The following is a 14,240-nucleotide window of genomic DNA, read 5'->3' as shown; positions in this document are numbered from 1 at the left end:
TGCTTCCTTTCTGGTAAGTACAGTTTGAAGATCCATCGTATTTATGATTACAGTATCGCTGTCCGTGTGGGTGATATACTGGATGCCTTCTCCTGGCGTGGTACTACGTGGCCGTCTCTTCCGCTACGTGGCGCCGGAGGGCGCAGGCAAGGCGGATGGAACTCGCCACCAGGTTCTGCAGATCTTCCCGGGTGTACCGGTTGTTCTCGATCAGTGCCCAGTCCTTGGTCGTGTCCTCGTCGTTCTCCCCCACCCATGAGGCAATCGCGATCTCCGGGGTATGGAACCCGAGCCATGAGAAGAAGTTGAGGAGATTTCCCGCCACGTGCTGGATCCCGTCGACGTGCCCGATGATGATGAGGCCGGCCACCTTGTCCCGGATCATCCGGTTCCCGAACCACGAGTACTGGTTCTCGATGGAGTTCATCCGCTCAACGAATTTCTGGACGAGCGCCGAGTGGTTGTTCCAGCGGATCGGGGTCGCGAGGAAGAGGACGTCGGAGGACAGGACGGCATCGTACACGACCTGCATCTGGTCGTCGTCATACTTGAGCGAACTCTGGCAGGGATAAGTGCAGTACGAAGGGTTTTCGGAGTAATTCCCTTCGCAGTCATAGATCCTGAGGTCCTTTAAGCGCAGGGACGTGGTCTGGCATCCGTAACTGCTGCACGCTTCTAGGGCACGCCCGAGGAGGCGTTCGGACTTGGACATCCCCGTCTGCTGGCGGCTCGACCCCGAGATCCCGAGCACCCGGATGTCCCGGCAGGCGGCCCGGTCAGGGACCGGGACGATATTGACACCGAACTTTCTTCCGACAAGTGGCGCAGGCATGGAGTATAATTTTAAGACCACCCTCTTATTCTTTTTGCCGTACTTTTTCCCGTCCCCCGCACCGGGGGCGGCACTAGTATTATCTGGGAGCGTCCGATAATCTACGTACTGATCCTGTCCGGCTCCAGCAGGACGGGCATGGGGGTATGGGATGACCGGAGACCTGAAAAAAATGACCGAAGAGAACAGGGGAAAGTGCCTGTGCGAGCCGTGCCCCACCTACAACGAGTGCATGCGGGCCGGCGATGAACTCCTGTTCTGCCTGACCGGCAGATCCCCTGAGTGCACCTTTGAGAAGAAGGGCTGCGCCTGCCCTGCCTGCCCGGTCTTTCTGGCGCTGGGCCTCAGGAAAGCCTACTACTGCATCAAAGGTCCTGAAGGCGGGCAGCAATAATCCGCGTGCAGACAGGGGCTGAATGCCCGGTCCGGCACAGACAAACACCTTTTTGTGCCGGTCATATCGATACTGTACCATGGTTGTTTCGCGCTCCCTGATCCTCGTATTTCTTGTCTTTTCTCTTCTCCTGGCCGCTGGTTGTACCCACAGTACACCGGCCCCGGTTCCGGTCACCGCCACGGTCTCTCCCGCCGCAGGACCGGTCCTGGCAGACCTCGCCCTGACCCCGGCGGATCTCCCCCCGGGGTTTACCCTGGTCGAGAGCAGGGCAAAAAACAGTTCCGATATCGGGACACTGGCACGGCAACTCGGCTGGCAGGGGGGGTATATCGTGCGCTACTCCAGCGCCCCCCCTGCCGGAGGCAGGCAGACCGCGATCGTCCAGTCCATCGCTGTGTATCCCGCGGGGACCATACCCGATATTGTGAAAATGGTTGATACCCAGGACCAGTCCGACACGGACCTGAGTTATACGAAGATCAGTACCGGCGTCCCGGGAGATCAGGGCACAGGATTTTACGGCAAAGCGAGTGCCCCGGTCCTGGTAAAGCCCACCAATGTGAACCCGCTTGTCTCCGGGCCGGAGAACCATGATGTCGAGGTGCTCGCGAAAGACGATATCGCGGAGGTCGTCTTCTCCCGCGGGACCACCTTTGAAGTGATCAGCGTGACCGGCCCCGGGGCGGACGTGGCTACCGTGACAGCACTTGCAGAGAAAGCGTACGTGAAGATCCCGTAGGCCTGCCACCATTTTTTATCTGGTAACCCCAACAGGTCAGGTAGGATCAGAGAGATCGTGAGAGGACGGGAATGGAGTTCAAAGAGATAGTAATGCAGCGGTACGCCACCAGGGAGTTCGATGGCAGGATGGTGGAGGAACCGAAACTGTTTGCGCTCCTTGACCTCATCCGCTACTCACCGTCGGCGTTCAACCTGCAGCCCTGGAAGGTCAAGGTCGTCACCGCTGCCAAGATCAAGGCACTGCTGCGCCCGTTCGCGCATGACCAGCCGCAGATCACCACCTGCTCGCACCTGCTGGTCTTCTGTGCCAATACCGAACTGGAACGGCTTGCCGACAAGGTGCTCGAGGTCATGGACCTGACCGGGATGCCGGAGGATGATATCCGGCGATATGAAGCCATGATACGGGGCTATATCGGGCCCATGAGCCCGGAACAGCGCCTCGGTTTTGCCCGCGAGCAGGTCCATATCGCGCTTGCAAACGCGCTGAACGGCGCAAAATCGCTCGGGCTCGACTCCTGCCCGATGGGGGGGTTCGAGCCGGCCGCGTTCGCCGAAGCCCTCTTCCTGCCGGAAGAGTACGTGCCGGTGGTCCTGTGCGCGATCGGGTACGGGGCCGATACCCCTCACCCGAAATGGCGGCTCCCGCGGGAGGAGATCTTCTTTTAGAATCCGAAGAGGTTCGTCAGAACCTCGAGGAGGAGAAGAACTCATCAGAGTTCTTCGACCTCGAAGGTCGGCTTACGCCTCCCTTCTCGATCTCGAAGTCCTGACGGACTTCTTCTCTTGTCTCCATGACTTTGTCATGTCGACATCCCCAAGAGCGTCTATGATGAAAACCGATGATTTCTACAAGACCCTGTCTTCGTGCAGGGTATACCGTGGCTACCGGTTACACTGGTGATGCCAGCCCCCGGCGGATTTTTTCGGCATTTTCGGTAACAGCCGCGCCACAATGGCAGCAAGGATGAAGAAACAGATGGTAACAAGGACAATTGACCCGCCCGGGGCGAGGTTATACATGAATGACAGCTGTAACCCGGCAAAGACCGAGAAGACCGCGGTACCGCAGGCAGCGAGTACGGTCCGCTTGAATGGCATTTTCAGTTGTATCATCGCAGATGCCGGGATTACGATCAGGCTTGATACCAGGAGAACACCCACCAGCCGCATCGCAACGACCACGGTCAAACCGGTCAGTATCGTGAAAACAAGTTCCAGTGCCGGCACCGGCAGTCCTGAAACTCTGGCGAACTCCGCATCAACCGTGATCCCTACCCATTCCTTCCAGAACAACAGCAAAATACCGATGACTATTACCCCGAGACCTGCCGCAAGGTAGATATCTGTCTGGTTTATACCGAGGATTGTCCCGAAAAGAAAGGAGAGGATGTCGACGGCCACGTTTTGCGTGATGCTTACGAGGATAATCCCGATTGCGAGCCCTGCTGCGAACAGGATCGCGATCGCAGCATCCGAGGCCACCCGTAATTTACCGAGCGCGTGGATACCCAGTGCCCCGAGCACCACCCCGGCAACGGCCGTGTATAACGGGTAAATTCCCGTGAATAACCCGAACGCGATCCCGCCAAAGGCTACGTGGCTCAGCCCATCTGCGATGAGTGAGAGTCTCCGGAGGACGAGGAACACCCCGAGGCCCGAACAGGTGACTGCGACGATCAGCCCCCCTATCAGGGCGCGGACTCCGAACTGGTAGGCGAGAAATTCAAGGACCATAATCGGCATCAGGTGCTTTTGCCTGCCTCTATCATCAGGTTCCACAGGCCTTCCGCGTTGAGGTTCGCAGCAGGGCCATCGTAGATCACCTTCCGTTGCAGGAATATGACCCGTCCGGCATGCGCTGCCAGATCAGGCAGGTCGTGCAGGATCATCAGGACGGTGATCCGGTGCGCTTTGTTCAGGTGAGTGACCAGTTTATAGAACTCCTGCTTGCTCTGGGCATCGACACCGTTGGTCGGTTCATCGAGGGCGATGATATGGGGCCTGCCGACGAGTGCGCGGGCGATCAGGGTTCTCTGCTGCTGGCCACCGGAGAGGTCTGAAAACAACTCGTGCTGCACATTTTCAAGACCTGCTTCTGCGATTGCATTGTCGACAGCCCTCTTACTGTCGGAATTCATGCGCCTGAACAGTCCTACCTGGCCGAACGTTCCCATTTCGACGACTTCCCGGGCAGTAACCGGAAATTGTTCCTGCCTGATGACCGGGTTCTGGGGGACATAGCCGATGCAGGGCCTGCAGGGGGTCATGCCCTCGCATTCATCGATATGGCAGGTGAATGCAACGGTTCCCTTGTCGGGCTTCAGGAGGCCGACCATGATCTTCATGAGGGTGGATTTTCCCGAGCCGTTCGGCCCGGCAATTCCCACGAGCTCCTCCTGGCGGATCGAGAGAGATACATCTTCGAGGACAGTATTTGCCCCGTAAGCAAACCATACGTTGTCCAGGGTGAGACAGACCTGTTCACCTGTCACTGGCATACCATCGCCTTCCTCATCTCCTGGAGGTTGTTCTCCATGATCGCCACGTAATCGGTATCCTCCGGCGTCAGGGGGCCCGAAGGGAGTACCTCCATTGTGGTGAACGGATACACGGGAAGATTGAGTTCGGCAGATACGGATTTACTCAGGTCTTCAGCTTCATCCGGTTCCGCGAGGACTCCTCTGACATGCCGTGCCTTTGCCTCACTGACGATGGCCGCCATCTGCTGAATGGATGGTTCCGCGTCGGGACTCATCCCGGCAATGGAGATCGGTGTCAGGTTGTACGCCGCCGCAGTATAGTCAAGGAAGGCGTGTGAGCTCAGGAACGTCCTGGTGGTGCAGTTCGAAAACCCTGCCTTGTAGTCGGAGTCGAGCTGTTTCAGCCGTTTTTCAAATGCCGCAGCATTATTCTGGTAATCAGTCGCATTTTCCGGGTCTGCTTCTGATAGTTGTTGGGCTACGTAGGGTACATAATACTCTGCGAGCTGCGGCGATAACCAGAGGTGCGGGTCCTGGGTCGGGTTCGGGAAGTTCGCGTACCGGCTCTTCATCTGGTCGTAGACAGGTCCCGGGATGGCATCGGCAAAGGTTGCAAGGTGTATGTCAGGGTTTGTCGAATCCGCAAGGGTTGCTGCCCAGGGTTCGAGAAACGGCCCGTCATAGAAGAAGATCTTCCCGTTTTTCAGAGCTACTGCATCGTCCGGTGTCGGCTCATAATCATGGGGATCGGCCCCGGGAGGAAGTATCTGGGTGATGGTGATATGATCCCCGCCAACGGGTGCGACGAGGAGCGTGAACGGGCGGAACGATGTGATTACCGGTAATCCGTTTCCTGAACCGGTAGCTTGGGCTGATCCTGAGCCGGTATCAGTTGAACCTGCCGTGGTAGTATTTGCGGGTGCCGCACCCGGTTGATTAGGTTCCGGTGATCTGCTCATGCAGCCGGTTGCTGCAGCGAGCACAAGAATGATTACCAGAGCCGCGATCGGCAGAATCGATTTATATTGTCTTTGTACCATCCGGACCACAATCCATCGCTTGACACCCGTCTCTTTTCTGCAAATCTGCTTCGCTGGGTGTCCATATAAAAGTTATGAGAATTTTGGACTGTTCCCAAATTTTTCTTCATGTTCTTTCAGGGTTGGCCAGAAACGCATCCGAAGCAATTTTTCAGAATGCCCACCAGCGGCCGCCCGGAGAGAGCGGGTGTAATCGATACCGCCGGAACAAATATTCAGGTTCCCGGCCTTATTACCCGAGGCAGCCGTCATCATGCGTAATATCCCCGCAGATACCCCGGTTCGGATGTCCCATGGCCCTGCACATCCGGTCTACGGCATCCTTCGAGACGAAACTCTCAAACCTCGAGACCTCACGACAGGCATGTTCGTGCGAAAGACCAAAATGCGTCAGCGCCAGTGCGAGAATCCTGTGTCTTTTTATCAGGAATTCTGCCGTGTTCTTTCCTTTCTCTGAGAGAGAAACCCCGTAATACGGTGTGTAAACCAGAAGCCCCTCACCGGCAAGTTCGACAATGGTTTTTGTAATGGTTGAAGGGTCCACGCCAAAACCTGCGGCCAGGTCATTCGTCTTCACAGGACTGTTCTTCCCGTTCATGAATTTGATATATTCGACTTTCTTTGGCGAAAGTTCAAGCCCGGTATCCCTGCTCATGGGTACAATGTTCATGGGTAAACCAAAAAATGTTTGCCATCAGTCCAAAAATATCCGGGGATCAGATTTGCTTGAATGCCGTGATAATGAATTCACTTCGTGCACACCTCCGCGGAAGCCCGGTATCTCCGATTGGATACAAGAGGGGCAGGTCCGGATACGCGGAGCCCTCATACCTGAACGATCTTCATGGTGCCGGGGTGAACTCGATCCGTTCATATGTGTTTTTCCAGAGCGAAGAAAACGAATGCCGGCATTATCCGGATTGTCATCGATCACAGCATCATGATACTGGCAACGTGCTGCCATGAACTATCCGCGTACGCGATCCGAAACCGCTATATCGGGCGATCATTCATAGAGATGTGACTATGGAACACATACAGGTCATGGGTGTGCAGGGACTGCCGCTCATCCATGCGGGCGATAACATTGCAGCAATGATCTGTGAACGCGTGCCGGTGTGGGACAACGATATCCTCTGCATCGCATCGACCATCTATTCCAAGGCCCGGGGGTACACAAAACTGCTCTCCGCCATCACCCCTTCAGAGCGGGCCGTGCGGCTGGGGAACCTGAACGGCGAGGACCCGCGTTTTGTCCAGGCCGTGCTGGACGCGTCCACGGACATCATCATGGAGCACCCCTTCATCCTCTCCGAACTCGCGTTCGGACACATCGGCGTGAGAGCCGGGGTGGACCAGAGCAATATCGAGGACGGCATGGTCATCTTCCTCCCTCCGGATCCTATGAAAGCCGCAGACGAAGTACGGGCTGAAATCCGTTCGATCGCCGGTGTGGATATCGGTGTGATCATCACTGATACCTGCGGGAGGTCATTCCGCCGCGGCCAGACCGGCAACGCCATTGGGTGGAGCGGTTTTCCGGCAATCCGGGACTTCCGTGGCGACACAGACCTGTTCGGGCACGTGCTCAAGATCACCGAGGAGGCGGTCGTCGACGAGATCGCCGGGTTTGCCAACTTCGTGATGGGGGAGAGCAACAATGGTGTCCCTGCAGTCGTCTTCCGCAACTGCCCGAAGTGGACCGGTCACGACAGCCTGTATTTTACGAACAACGAGGATATCACAAAACGCGTGCTGAAAAAAGAGTGGGGTCAGTAGACGACATTCAGGATGAGGATGAAGATGCCGAACGCCGCGGCGACGGCCATGACGGTTATGGGGCTGATATGGACAGCCCGCCGGTCCTCGCTCTCATAGTAGTTGACGAGACCTGCTGAGGAGAGTAATCTCCCGCCTTGCTTCTTTGCCATGCAAATATATTTCATTTCTCGATATATAAAGGAGAGTTACGCCGTATGAAAAAGACGCAGCAGCAGGTGTCCGGACTGGCACTGGTCGGGGAGGATCTCGTACCCTCGCGGGTGGATATTTTTATCGAGGACGGGACCATCACGGCGGTCGAGGAGAACCGGAACGTCCCGGAAGTCTGGGTCTGCCCGGCATTTTTCAATGCCCATACGCACCTTGGCGATACCATCGCCATGGACTGTGGTGCCGGGGGGGATCTTGCTGCGCTGGTCACACCGCCGGACGGGCTGAAGCACCGGTTGCTGGCGGCCGCCACACGGGACGATCTTGTTGCCGGGATGCGGTCCAGTATCCGCGGGATGATTGCCGGGGGGACCGCCGGGTGTGCGGATTTCCGGGAAGGCGGCACCGGGGGGGTTGCAGCCCTGCGCGAATCCGTCCGGGGGCTCCCGTTCCGGACCTGTATTTTCGGGCGCGGCGGCGGGGAGACGGTTGCTGAGGGTCTGGGGATCAGCAGCGCCAGAGATGTACCCGACACGGAACATCTCGTGGCAGAAGCACGCCGGGCCGGGAAGAAAGTGGCGTTCCATGCCGGTGAACGGGACAAGGACGATGTGGACCTGGCACTTTCCTTCGACCCGGACCTCATCATCCATGCGACCCATGCGACGAAAGGCCAGCTCCGGCAGTGCGCTGAAAAAGGAATCCCAGTCGTTGTCTGTCCCCGCTCCAACTGGACGCTCAGGGTTGCATCATCCTGCCGGCACCCCCCGCTTGCCCTGATGGAGGAACTCAGCTGCAGGATCTATCTCGGTACCGACAACGTGATGTTCGTCGCCCCGGATATGCCGTCCGAACTGTCGTTTGCCTCAACGGTCTACGGTCTGGAACCGTCGCACCTGCTCCGGGCTGCGATCCGCGGTTCTGAAATGACCGGCTCACCGTTTTTTATCCGGGTTGGGGCGAGGGCGAACCTCGTAGTCATCGATCCCAGGCGTTCTTCCCTGCACTTCTCGCGCGATCCGCTCACAACGCTTGTGAAACGGGTGGATTTTGCCGTTTTCGGCAATAACGTTTTTAATTCGTAAATCCAATAAAAGAGGCATGTTTGTTTTTGGTGATACCGGTGTTTACTAATATCCTAGTCGCACTGGACGGCTCGGAGGCAGGCCAGCGCGCATTTACCCGCGCCACAGAGCTTGCAAAGGCCGGGAACGCACAGATCCATGCCGCATATGTCGTGGAGACCGGCCTCTTCGCCTCCCTCCCCACGGACAATACCGTGGAACTGATGTACAATGTCCTCCAGAAAGAGGGCGAATCCGTCCTGGCGAAAGCAAAAGCCGAGGCAAAGGATGACGGTCTGGCACTCACCGCGCACCTGAAATTCGGTCATGCCGGCAATGAGGTTGTGACCCTTGCAGAGAAGATAAAGGCCGACCTTATTGTTGTCGGCTCCCACGGCAAGAGCCAGACCGACCGGTTGCTCATCGGGAGTGCCAGCACGTTTGTCGTCACCCACAGCAAGGTTTCGACCCTGGTGGTGAGATCATAACAGATATGATTGTAAGAAACTACATGACATCCGACGTGGTCCACGTCGAGATCCCTGGGAACCGCGACGATGTCCTGAAGATACTCAAGCGGACGGGGATCTCCGGTGTCCCGGTCATCAAGAACAGGAAGATCGTCGGGATCATCACAAGGAAAGACCTGCTCCGCAAACCCGAGGAGACCCAGCTCGGCCTGCTGATGACGGCAAAGCCGGTCGTCATCGAACCCGATATGGAGATCCGGGAAGCAGCACGCCTCCTGGTCACCCGCCGGATCCGGCGCCTTCCCGTTGTAGAAGACGGGATCCTCATCGGCCTCCTCTCGGTTGCCGATGTCATCCATGCCCTCGCCCAGCTCAAGGTCAAGGAGGAGATCAAGGAGCACTATACCAGCAGGACCTTTGCGCTCTGGGAAGAGACCCCCCTCCCGGTGGTCGGCCGCGTCATGGAGATCTCCGGTGTGGACGCCATCCCGATCCTCGACGCGGAGAACAAGCTGCAGGGCATGATATCCGAGCGCGACCTGATCAGGAACTCGTCCATCGAGGACTCGGTCGGGGTGAGCGATTTCTCGAACGGGACTGACGACGATGAATGGACCTGGGAGAGCATCCGGGACAACCATACCATCAGCTTCGGCATCTCCAAGGTGCAGCTCCCCAACCGCCCGGTCAAACTCGCGATGGTCAGGAACGTCGTGTCCGTGCCGCTGAATGCGGAAGTGAGCGAATGCGCCCTCAAGATGCGCAGATCAAGGGTCGACCAGCTGCCGGTCGTGAACGGCGACAAGAAGCTTGTCGGCATGCTGTATGACCGGGAGCTTATCCGGGCATTCTGCCGAGAAGATCCGGAATAACAACCTTTAAGTTTCCCGATATCATCTAATACTTTAAGCGCTTTTAATAATTTTTGGCGTTCATTTGTTTTTACGGTGTTAATATGCCTGAACAGTTACAGGAGTCCATGAAGGGGACAACAACCATCGGCATCGTCTTTGCCGGAGGAGTGATCCTCGCAACCGAGAAGAGGGCGACCATGGGCTACATGATCGCCAGCAAGAAGGCGAAAAAGGTATACCGGGTCGCAGACCGGATCGGCATGACAACCGCCGGCGGTGTCGGCGATGCCCAGCAGCTCGCACGCATCCTGACCGTAGAGTGCAGCCTCTACCATATCCGCAGGTCCCGCCCGATCACGGTCGGCGCGACGGCCACGCTGCTCTCGAATTACCTCAACCAGAACCGCTACTTCCCGTATTACGTCCAGCTCCTCGTCGGTGGCATCGACGACAACGGGCCGAGCGTATATTCGGTCGATGCGATGGGCGGGGCTACGAAGGAAGAGGAGATCGTCGCCACCGGTTCCGGTTCCCCCATGGCCTACGGTGTGCTCGAGGACCGGTTCCGCCCCGGCATGACCGAGGACGAAGCGATCGACCTCGCGATCCGCGGGCTGAAATCCGCCATGAAACGCGATGCAGGGTCCGGGGAAGGGATCCATGTTGTTGTGATCACAAAAGACAAGTATCAGGAGCTCAGCGAGGATGACCTCAAGAAATATCTTGCCAAAACTCCTGCATAACCTTTTTTTAGGACGACTTTTTTATGCAAATTGAAGAACGACTCAAAGAGCTCAAAGACAAGATCAACGATAAGGTGCCCCGCGGCATCACGGTAACCCAGGTCGAGTTCGAAGGACCCGAGCTCGTGATCTATACTGACGATCCGAAACGGTTTGCCGATGAGGCGGACTTAATCAAGATCCTGGCCCGCGACCTGCGCAAACGGATCGTGGTACGGCCGACGATCCTCGAGGACCCGGAAAAGGCGTACAATGATATCAAATCTGTCGTGCCGGAGACAGCCGGGATCACCGATATTTTTTTCGATGCCGATACCGGGGAAGTCCTCATCGAGGCGGAAAAACCCGGCGTGGTCATCGGCAAGAACGGCAGCACGCTCCGGGAGATAACCAAGCATATCGGGTGGACCCCCAAGGTGGTCCGCACTCCCCCTATCGAGAGCACCACGGTCAAGCAGGTGAGGCAGTACCTCCGTTCTGTCAATGAAGACCGCAAACAGTTCCTGCGCACCATCGGCCGCAGGATCCACCGCGACATCCCCGGGAAGGAAGAGACCGGGACCAAGAAGGACCAGTGGGCACGGGTCACCATGCTGGGCTGCTGCCGGGAGGTCGGCCGCGCAGCGTTTCTCCTCTCGACCCCGGACAGCAAGGTGCTGATCGATTGCGGGGAGAAACCCGACAATTCCAACGGGACCCCGTACCTGTACGTTCCTGAAATTCACCCGCTCGCCCAGCTGGATGCGGTCGTCCTCACCCACGCCCATCTCGATCACTGTGCGCTCATCCCCCTCCTGTACAAATATGGCTACGAGGGCCCGGTCTACGCGACCCCCCCGACGCGCGACCTCTCGGCCATGCTCCAGCTCGATTATCTCGATGTTATCCACAAGGAGGACCGGAAGGTCCCCTACTCATCGAACGAGGTGAAGACCTACATCCGCCACTCCATCACGCTCAATTACGGCAGCGTGACCGACATTGCGCCGGACATCAAGCTCACGTTCCACAACGCGGGGCATATCCTCGGCTCGGCGATCGCCCATTTCCATATCGGCGACGGCCTGTACAACATCGCGTTCACGGGCGATTTCAACTACAGCAAGAGCCGCCTCTTCAACCCTGCCATCAACCAGTTCCCCCGTCTCGAGGCGCTCTTTATGGAGAGCACCTACGGCGGAAGCAACGACTTCCAGCAGGCGCGATCGGATGCCGAGGCCCGGCTCTACGAGACCATCAACACGGTTCTCCAGCGGGGCGGCAAGGTGATCATTCCTGCGTTCTCTGTCGGGCGTTCCCAGGAAGTCATGCTGGCCCTCGAAGAGGGAATGCGCCTTGACAAGATCCCGAAGGTGAAGATCTACCTGGACGGCATGATCCGCGAGGCGACCGCCATCCACACGACCTACCCGGAATACCTGAATACCGAGCTCCGCAACCTGATCTTCCGCGAAGGAATGAACCCGTTCCTTGCCGAATGCTTCCAGCAGGTCGACAGCCAGGAGCTCCGCGAGAAAGTGATGGCGGGCGAACCCTGCGTCATCATCTCGACAAGCGGTATGCTCAACGGCGGGCCGGTCATGGAGTACCTCCTGACGCTCGCCCAGGACGAGAAGAATGCGCTCGTCTTTGTCGGGTACCAGGCCGATGGCACCCTGGGGCGCCGGATCCAGAAAGGGTGGCGCGAGGTGCCTCTCGGACGGAAGGGGACTATCACCATCAACCTCGAGATCGTCACGGTCGACGGGTTCTCCGGCCATTCGGACCGCCGCCAGCTGATGAACTATATCGGGCAGATCCAGCCGCGCCCGGAGAAGATATTCTGTATCCACGGCGACGAGAACAATACCATCGACCTTGCCAGTTCGATCTACAAGCGCTACCATATCGAGACCCACTCTCCCATGAACCTTGAGACCTACCGTATGGTTTAAACCGATGAGAACTGCGGTCACGCTTTTTTTTGGGATCTTTACCGTGATGGCATTGTCCAATGCCATCGTCCCGGTCCTCCCCTCATTTTCAAATACATCGTCGTGGCAGGGTGCGATCTACTCCGCGTACTTCCTCGGCGCCGTCATCAGCACGCTGCCGTCCGGGATCCTCTCGGACCGGTTCGGCCGGGTCCGGATGATGCGGGCCGGGTTCTTACTCACGATCGCGAGCGGCTTCCTCCTCTCGGTCACGACTGCCGAAGTGCCGGCCCTCGCGGCCCGGCTCATCGAAGGGATCGGGGCCGGGCTCTTCGTTGTCCCGGCGTTGTCCGTGGTCAATGCGGGGGAGGACCACAAGAAGATGAGCGGGTACTTCATGGCCCTGCTCAACGTGGGCCTCGTCATCGGCCTCGTCGGCCCCGGGCTCCTCGCCACCGCGACCGGCCAGCCGGCCGCCGGGATCGTCCTCTTCACCCTGCTCGCGCTCGTGCCGGCCGGTGCGAGCCTCTTCCTCCGGGAACCGCCGGCCTCCCCCGCCACCCACGGGGATCTCCCGGCCTTCATCGCCCTCGTGAAGGAGTACCGCTGGATCTGGTACTCGTCCATTGTCCTGATCGGGATCACCGGGGTCGTAACCTCCCTGTACCCGAAGTTCAGCGGGGCAGCGCCCGACCTCCTCGGCCTCTGGATCGCGGGCATGAGCATCGCCACGATCCTCGCGGTCCTCGCCGTCTCCCGGTTCCACTTCGATGAGATCCTCGCGATCCGGATCTCCGCGATCCTGATGATGGGCGGTGTCGCGGTCTCGTTCATCTCCCCGGCCGGGTTCCTCGTGCTCGGGGCCGTGGCCGGCATCGTCATGATCGCCCAGATGGCATTCCTCGCAAGGATCCACGACCACCAGGGGACCGCGATGGGGCTCTTTACCACCGCCAGCTACCTCGGGATGGCTGTGCTGCCTTTTATCGCCGGGATCGTTGCTGACGCTGCCGGGTTCTTTGCCGCTTTTGTCGTGACGGCAGTCGCGGCGGTGACGGTAGCGGTGGTGGTGAGGGGGTAGTTACCGGAATAAAACCCCGGTTTTCCGGATCTCTCTCCAGACCGGGACCCTAATAGACATACACTCCACTCACCATAAATCTCCGTCGGAGACCTTCTCCCGGAATCGGGTATGCAGGCCCCCGGGAGGCAATAATTCCCGAAAATGAGGGAGTAATTCCCCTGATTTTGCTCATTTTTACGTCGAAGAAAGGGAGGACATATTTAGCAGCGTTCCAGCGGCCGATCTCATGCCGGATCAGGCTGTGGCAGGCTGAAATGAAAAGAACTCCCTTTTCAGGGTTCGGGTTCATGTCGGAGAAACTGTGATAATCTGACGTGTCCCTGGAGGAGATCTGCCGGACCCCCTCTTCATGCAAATCCACTAGGAGTTTCGTGCTAAACAGGGGGGTGTCGGATCTGATTCCGGGCGCTCTACGGGCTCCGTTTCCCGGAATAGTCTGAACGGAGCCCTATACGAGCCCGGATTCGGAAGGTCGCAAACTCCGAAAAAGGTGGTTCCGGGGGGATGGTTTCAGGGTAGAGAAGTGGGGTTTTGGGAATGGGAATTTTATCCAGGCCGGAAAAAAATTTCCGGAAATTTTTGTTGTTTGTAAAAATTCCGGCATGAGAAAAAAAATTCTGAAAAAATTTTGAGAAGACGTTCCGGGAATTTTTTAAAGAAAAAGTTTCGGTAAAAATTTTTCATTGC

General features: G+C 57.7%; 17 protein-coding genes. 11 read left to right on the top strand and 6 right to left on the bottom strand.

Translation table 11 applies throughout. The features are described from left to right. Nucleotides 1-103: 103 nt before the first annotated feature. Complete coding sequence (locus tag ABSB80_RS07095; RefSeq protein ID WP_428369571.1) at nt 104-832, bottom strand: flavodoxin family protein; 729 nt, start codon at nt 830-832, stop codon at nt 104-106. 172 nt (nt 833-1,004) lie between these two features. On the opposite strand from ABSB80_RS07095, the gene ABSB80_RS07090 reads away from it, so the two are divergent. The 3 genes from ABSB80_RS07090 to ABSB80_RS07080 all read left to right on the top strand — a co-directional run bounded on the left by ABSB80_RS07090 (nt 1,005) and on the right by ABSB80_RS07080 (nt 2,639). Continuing rightward, on the top strand, nt 1,005-1,226 hold the full coding sequence (locus ABSB80_RS07090; protein WP_428369569.1) for a DUF2769 domain-containing protein: 222 nt from the start codon (nt 1,005-1,007) through the stop codon (nt 1,224-1,226). A 79-nt stretch (nt 1,227-1,305) separates the two neighbouring features. Continuing rightward, entirely contained in the window at nt 1,306-1,968 is a 663-nt protein-coding gene (locus tag ABSB80_RS07085) for a hypothetical protein (RefSeq protein WP_428369567.1), read from the top strand. Between the two features lie 71 nt (nt 1,969-2,039). Further along, a complete protein-coding gene (locus tag ABSB80_RS07080; protein WP_428369565.1) occupies nt 2,040-2,639 on the top strand; it encodes an NAD(P)H-dependent oxidoreductase in 600 nt (199 codons plus the stop codon). Nucleotides 2,640-2,855: 216 nt separating this feature from the next. Here ABSB80_RS07080 and ABSB80_RS07075 read toward each other — a convergent pair whose 3' ends face one another. The 4 genes from ABSB80_RS07075 to ABSB80_RS07060 all read right to left on the bottom strand — a co-directional run bounded on the left by ABSB80_RS07075 (nt 2,856) and on the right by ABSB80_RS07060 (nt 6,148). Beyond that, nucleotides 2,856-3,716 carry a metal ABC transporter permease gene (locus ABSB80_RS07075; protein WP_428369563.1) on the bottom strand — a complete coding sequence of 287 codons (861 nt, stop codon included), beginning with the start codon at nt 3,714-3,716 and terminating at the stop codon, nt 2,856-2,858. After that, the gene (locus ABSB80_RS07070) at nt 3,716-4,471 is read right to left on the bottom strand and encodes a metal ABC transporter ATP-binding protein (protein WP_428369561.1); all 756 of its coding nucleotides are present in this window, start codon (nt 4,469-4,471) and stop codon (nt 3,716-3,718) included. The genes ABSB80_RS07075 and ABSB80_RS07070 overlap by 1 nt, the downstream gene beginning before the upstream one ends. Beyond that, the gene (locus ABSB80_RS07065; RefSeq protein WP_428369559.1) at nt 4,462-5,412 is read right to left on the bottom strand and encodes a metal ABC transporter substrate-binding protein; all 951 of its coding nucleotides are present in this window, start codon (nt 5,410-5,412) and stop codon (nt 4,462-4,464) included. The genes ABSB80_RS07070 and ABSB80_RS07065 overlap by 10 nt, the downstream gene beginning before the upstream one ends. Before the next feature lie 313 nt (nt 5,413-5,725). Next, on the bottom strand, nt 5,726-6,148 hold the full coding sequence (locus ABSB80_RS07060) for a metal-dependent transcriptional regulator (protein WP_428369557.1): 423 nt from the start codon (nt 6,146-6,148) through the stop codon (nt 5,726-5,728). Nucleotides 6,149-6,367: 219 nt separating this feature from the next. Between ABSB80_RS07060 and ABSB80_RS07055 the strand changes: the two genes are divergently transcribed. Further along, nucleotides 6,368-6,517 (top strand): hypothetical protein, encoded by a 150-nt coding sequence (locus ABSB80_RS07055; protein WP_428369555.1) that lies wholly within the window; start codon nt 6,368-6,370, stop codon nt 6,515-6,517. Between the two features lie 2 nt (nt 6,518-6,519). Further along, nucleotides 6,520-7,272, top strand: coding sequence for a coenzyme F420-0:L-glutamate ligase (locus ABSB80_RS07050; RefSeq protein WP_428369553.1), 753 nt, complete (start codon nt 6,520-6,522; stop codon nt 7,270-7,272). Here ABSB80_RS07050 and ABSB80_RS07045 read toward each other — a convergent pair. Beyond that, nucleotides 7,266-7,424 (bottom strand): preprotein translocase subunit Sec61beta, encoded by a 159-nt coding sequence (locus ABSB80_RS07045; RefSeq protein ID WP_428369551.1) that lies wholly within the window; start codon nt 7,422-7,424, stop codon nt 7,266-7,268. The two genes, ABSB80_RS07050 and ABSB80_RS07045, sit on opposite strands and share 7 nt — an antisense overlap. A gap of 45 nt (nt 7,425-7,469) precedes the next feature. On the opposite strand from ABSB80_RS07045, the gene ABSB80_RS07040 reads away from it, so the two are divergent. From ABSB80_RS07040 to ABSB80_RS07015, 6 genes are all read left to right on the top strand, one after another. Next, the gene (locus ABSB80_RS07040) at nt 7,470-8,510 is read left to right on the top strand and encodes an amidohydrolase family protein (RefSeq protein WP_428369549.1); all 1,041 of its coding nucleotides are present in this window, start codon (nt 7,470-7,472) and stop codon (nt 8,508-8,510) included. 29 nt (nt 8,511-8,539) lie between these two features. Further along, entirely contained in the window at nt 8,540-8,977 is a 438-nt protein-coding gene (locus tag ABSB80_RS07035) for a universal stress protein (RefSeq protein ID WP_428369796.1), read from the top strand. A 5-nt stretch (nt 8,978-8,982) separates the two neighbouring features. Then, nucleotides 8,983-9,831, top strand: a complete 849-nt coding sequence (locus tag ABSB80_RS07030) for a CBS domain-containing protein (RefSeq protein ID WP_428369547.1) — start codon at nt 8,983-8,985, stop codon at nt 9,829-9,831. 83 nt (nt 9,832-9,914) lie between these two features. Continuing rightward, nucleotides 9,915-10,556, top strand: a complete 642-nt coding sequence (gene psmB / locus ABSB80_RS07025; protein WP_428369545.1) for an archaeal proteasome endopeptidase complex subunit beta — start codon at nt 9,915-9,917, stop codon at nt 10,554-10,556. A gap of 23 nt (nt 10,557-10,579) precedes the next feature. Next, nucleotides 10,580-12,490: a beta-CASP ribonuclease aCPSF1 gene (locus ABSB80_RS07020; RefSeq protein ID WP_428369543.1), complete on the top strand. Its 1,911-nt coding sequence runs from the start codon at nt 10,580-10,582 to the stop codon at nt 12,488-12,490. A gap of 4 nt (nt 12,491-12,494) precedes the next feature. Beyond that, nucleotides 12,495-13,550, top strand: coding sequence for an MFS transporter (locus ABSB80_RS07015; RefSeq protein WP_428369541.1), 1,056 nt, complete (start codon nt 12,495-12,497; stop codon nt 13,548-13,550). Nucleotides 13,551-14,240: the final 690 nt, after the last annotated feature.

Source organism: Methanoregula sp., from assembly GCF_050010295.1.
In the GTDB taxonomy this organism is placed as follows: Archaea; Halobacteriota; Methanomicrobia; order Methanomicrobiales; family Methanospirillaceae; genus Methanoregula.
This window is presented reverse-complemented; position numbering and strand designations above follow the sequence as displayed.

Excerpts from the sequence above, each read along its gene's own strand:
- ABSB80_RS07095 (WP_428369571.1), bottom strand. The coding sequence starts at position 832 with ATGCCTGCGCCACTTGTCGGAAGAAAGTTCGGTGTCAATATCGTCCCG.
- ABSB80_RS07090 (WP_428369569.1), top strand. The coding sequence starts at position 1,005 with ATGACCGAAGAGAACAGGGGAAAGTGCCTGTGCGAGCCGTGCCCCACC.
- ABSB80_RS07085 (WP_428369567.1), top strand. The coding sequence starts at position 1,306 with ATGGTTGTTTCGCGCTCCCTGATCCTCGTATTTCTTGTCTTTTCTCTT.
- ABSB80_RS07080 (WP_428369565.1), top strand. The coding sequence starts at position 2,040 with ATGGAGTTCAAAGAGATAGTAATGCAGCGGTACGCCACCAGGGAGTTC.
- ABSB80_RS07075 (WP_428369563.1), bottom strand. The coding sequence starts at position 3,716 with ATGCCGATTATGGTCCTTGAATTTCTCGCCTACCAGTTCGGAGTCCGC.
- ABSB80_RS07070 (WP_428369561.1), bottom strand. The coding sequence starts at position 4,471 with ATGCCAGTGACAGGTGAACAGGTCTGTCTCACCCTGGACAACGTATGG.
- ABSB80_RS07065 (WP_428369559.1), bottom strand. The coding sequence starts at position 5,412 with ATGAGCAGATCACCGGAACCTAATCAACCGGGTGCGGCACCCGCAAAT.
- ABSB80_RS07060 (WP_428369557.1), bottom strand. The coding sequence starts at position 6,148 with ATGAGCAGGGATACCGGGCTTGAACTTTCGCCAAAGAAAGTCGAATAT.
- ABSB80_RS07055 (WP_428369555.1), top strand. The coding sequence starts at position 6,368 with ATGTGTTTTTCCAGAGCGAAGAAAACGAATGCCGGCATTATCCGGATT.
- ABSB80_RS07050 (WP_428369553.1), top strand. The coding sequence starts at position 6,520 with ATGGAACACATACAGGTCATGGGTGTGCAGGGACTGCCGCTCATCCAT.
- ABSB80_RS07045 (WP_428369551.1), bottom strand. The coding sequence starts at position 7,424 with ATGGCAAAGAAGCAAGGCGGGAGATTACTCTCCTCAGCAGGTCTCGTC.
- ABSB80_RS07040 (WP_428369549.1), top strand. The coding sequence starts at position 7,470 with ATGAAAAAGACGCAGCAGCAGGTGTCCGGACTGGCACTGGTCGGGGAG.
- ABSB80_RS07030 (WP_428369547.1), top strand. The coding sequence starts at position 8,983 with ATGATTGTAAGAAACTACATGACATCCGACGTGGTCCACGTCGAGATC.
- psmB (WP_428369545.1), top strand. The coding sequence starts at position 9,915 with ATGCCTGAACAGTTACAGGAGTCCATGAAGGGGACAACAACCATCGGC.
- ABSB80_RS07020 (WP_428369543.1), top strand. The coding sequence starts at position 10,580 with ATGCAAATTGAAGAACGACTCAAAGAGCTCAAAGACAAGATCAACGAT.
- ABSB80_RS07015 (WP_428369541.1), top strand. The coding sequence starts at position 12,495 with ATGAGAACTGCGGTCACGCTTTTTTTTGGGATCTTTACCGTGATGGCA.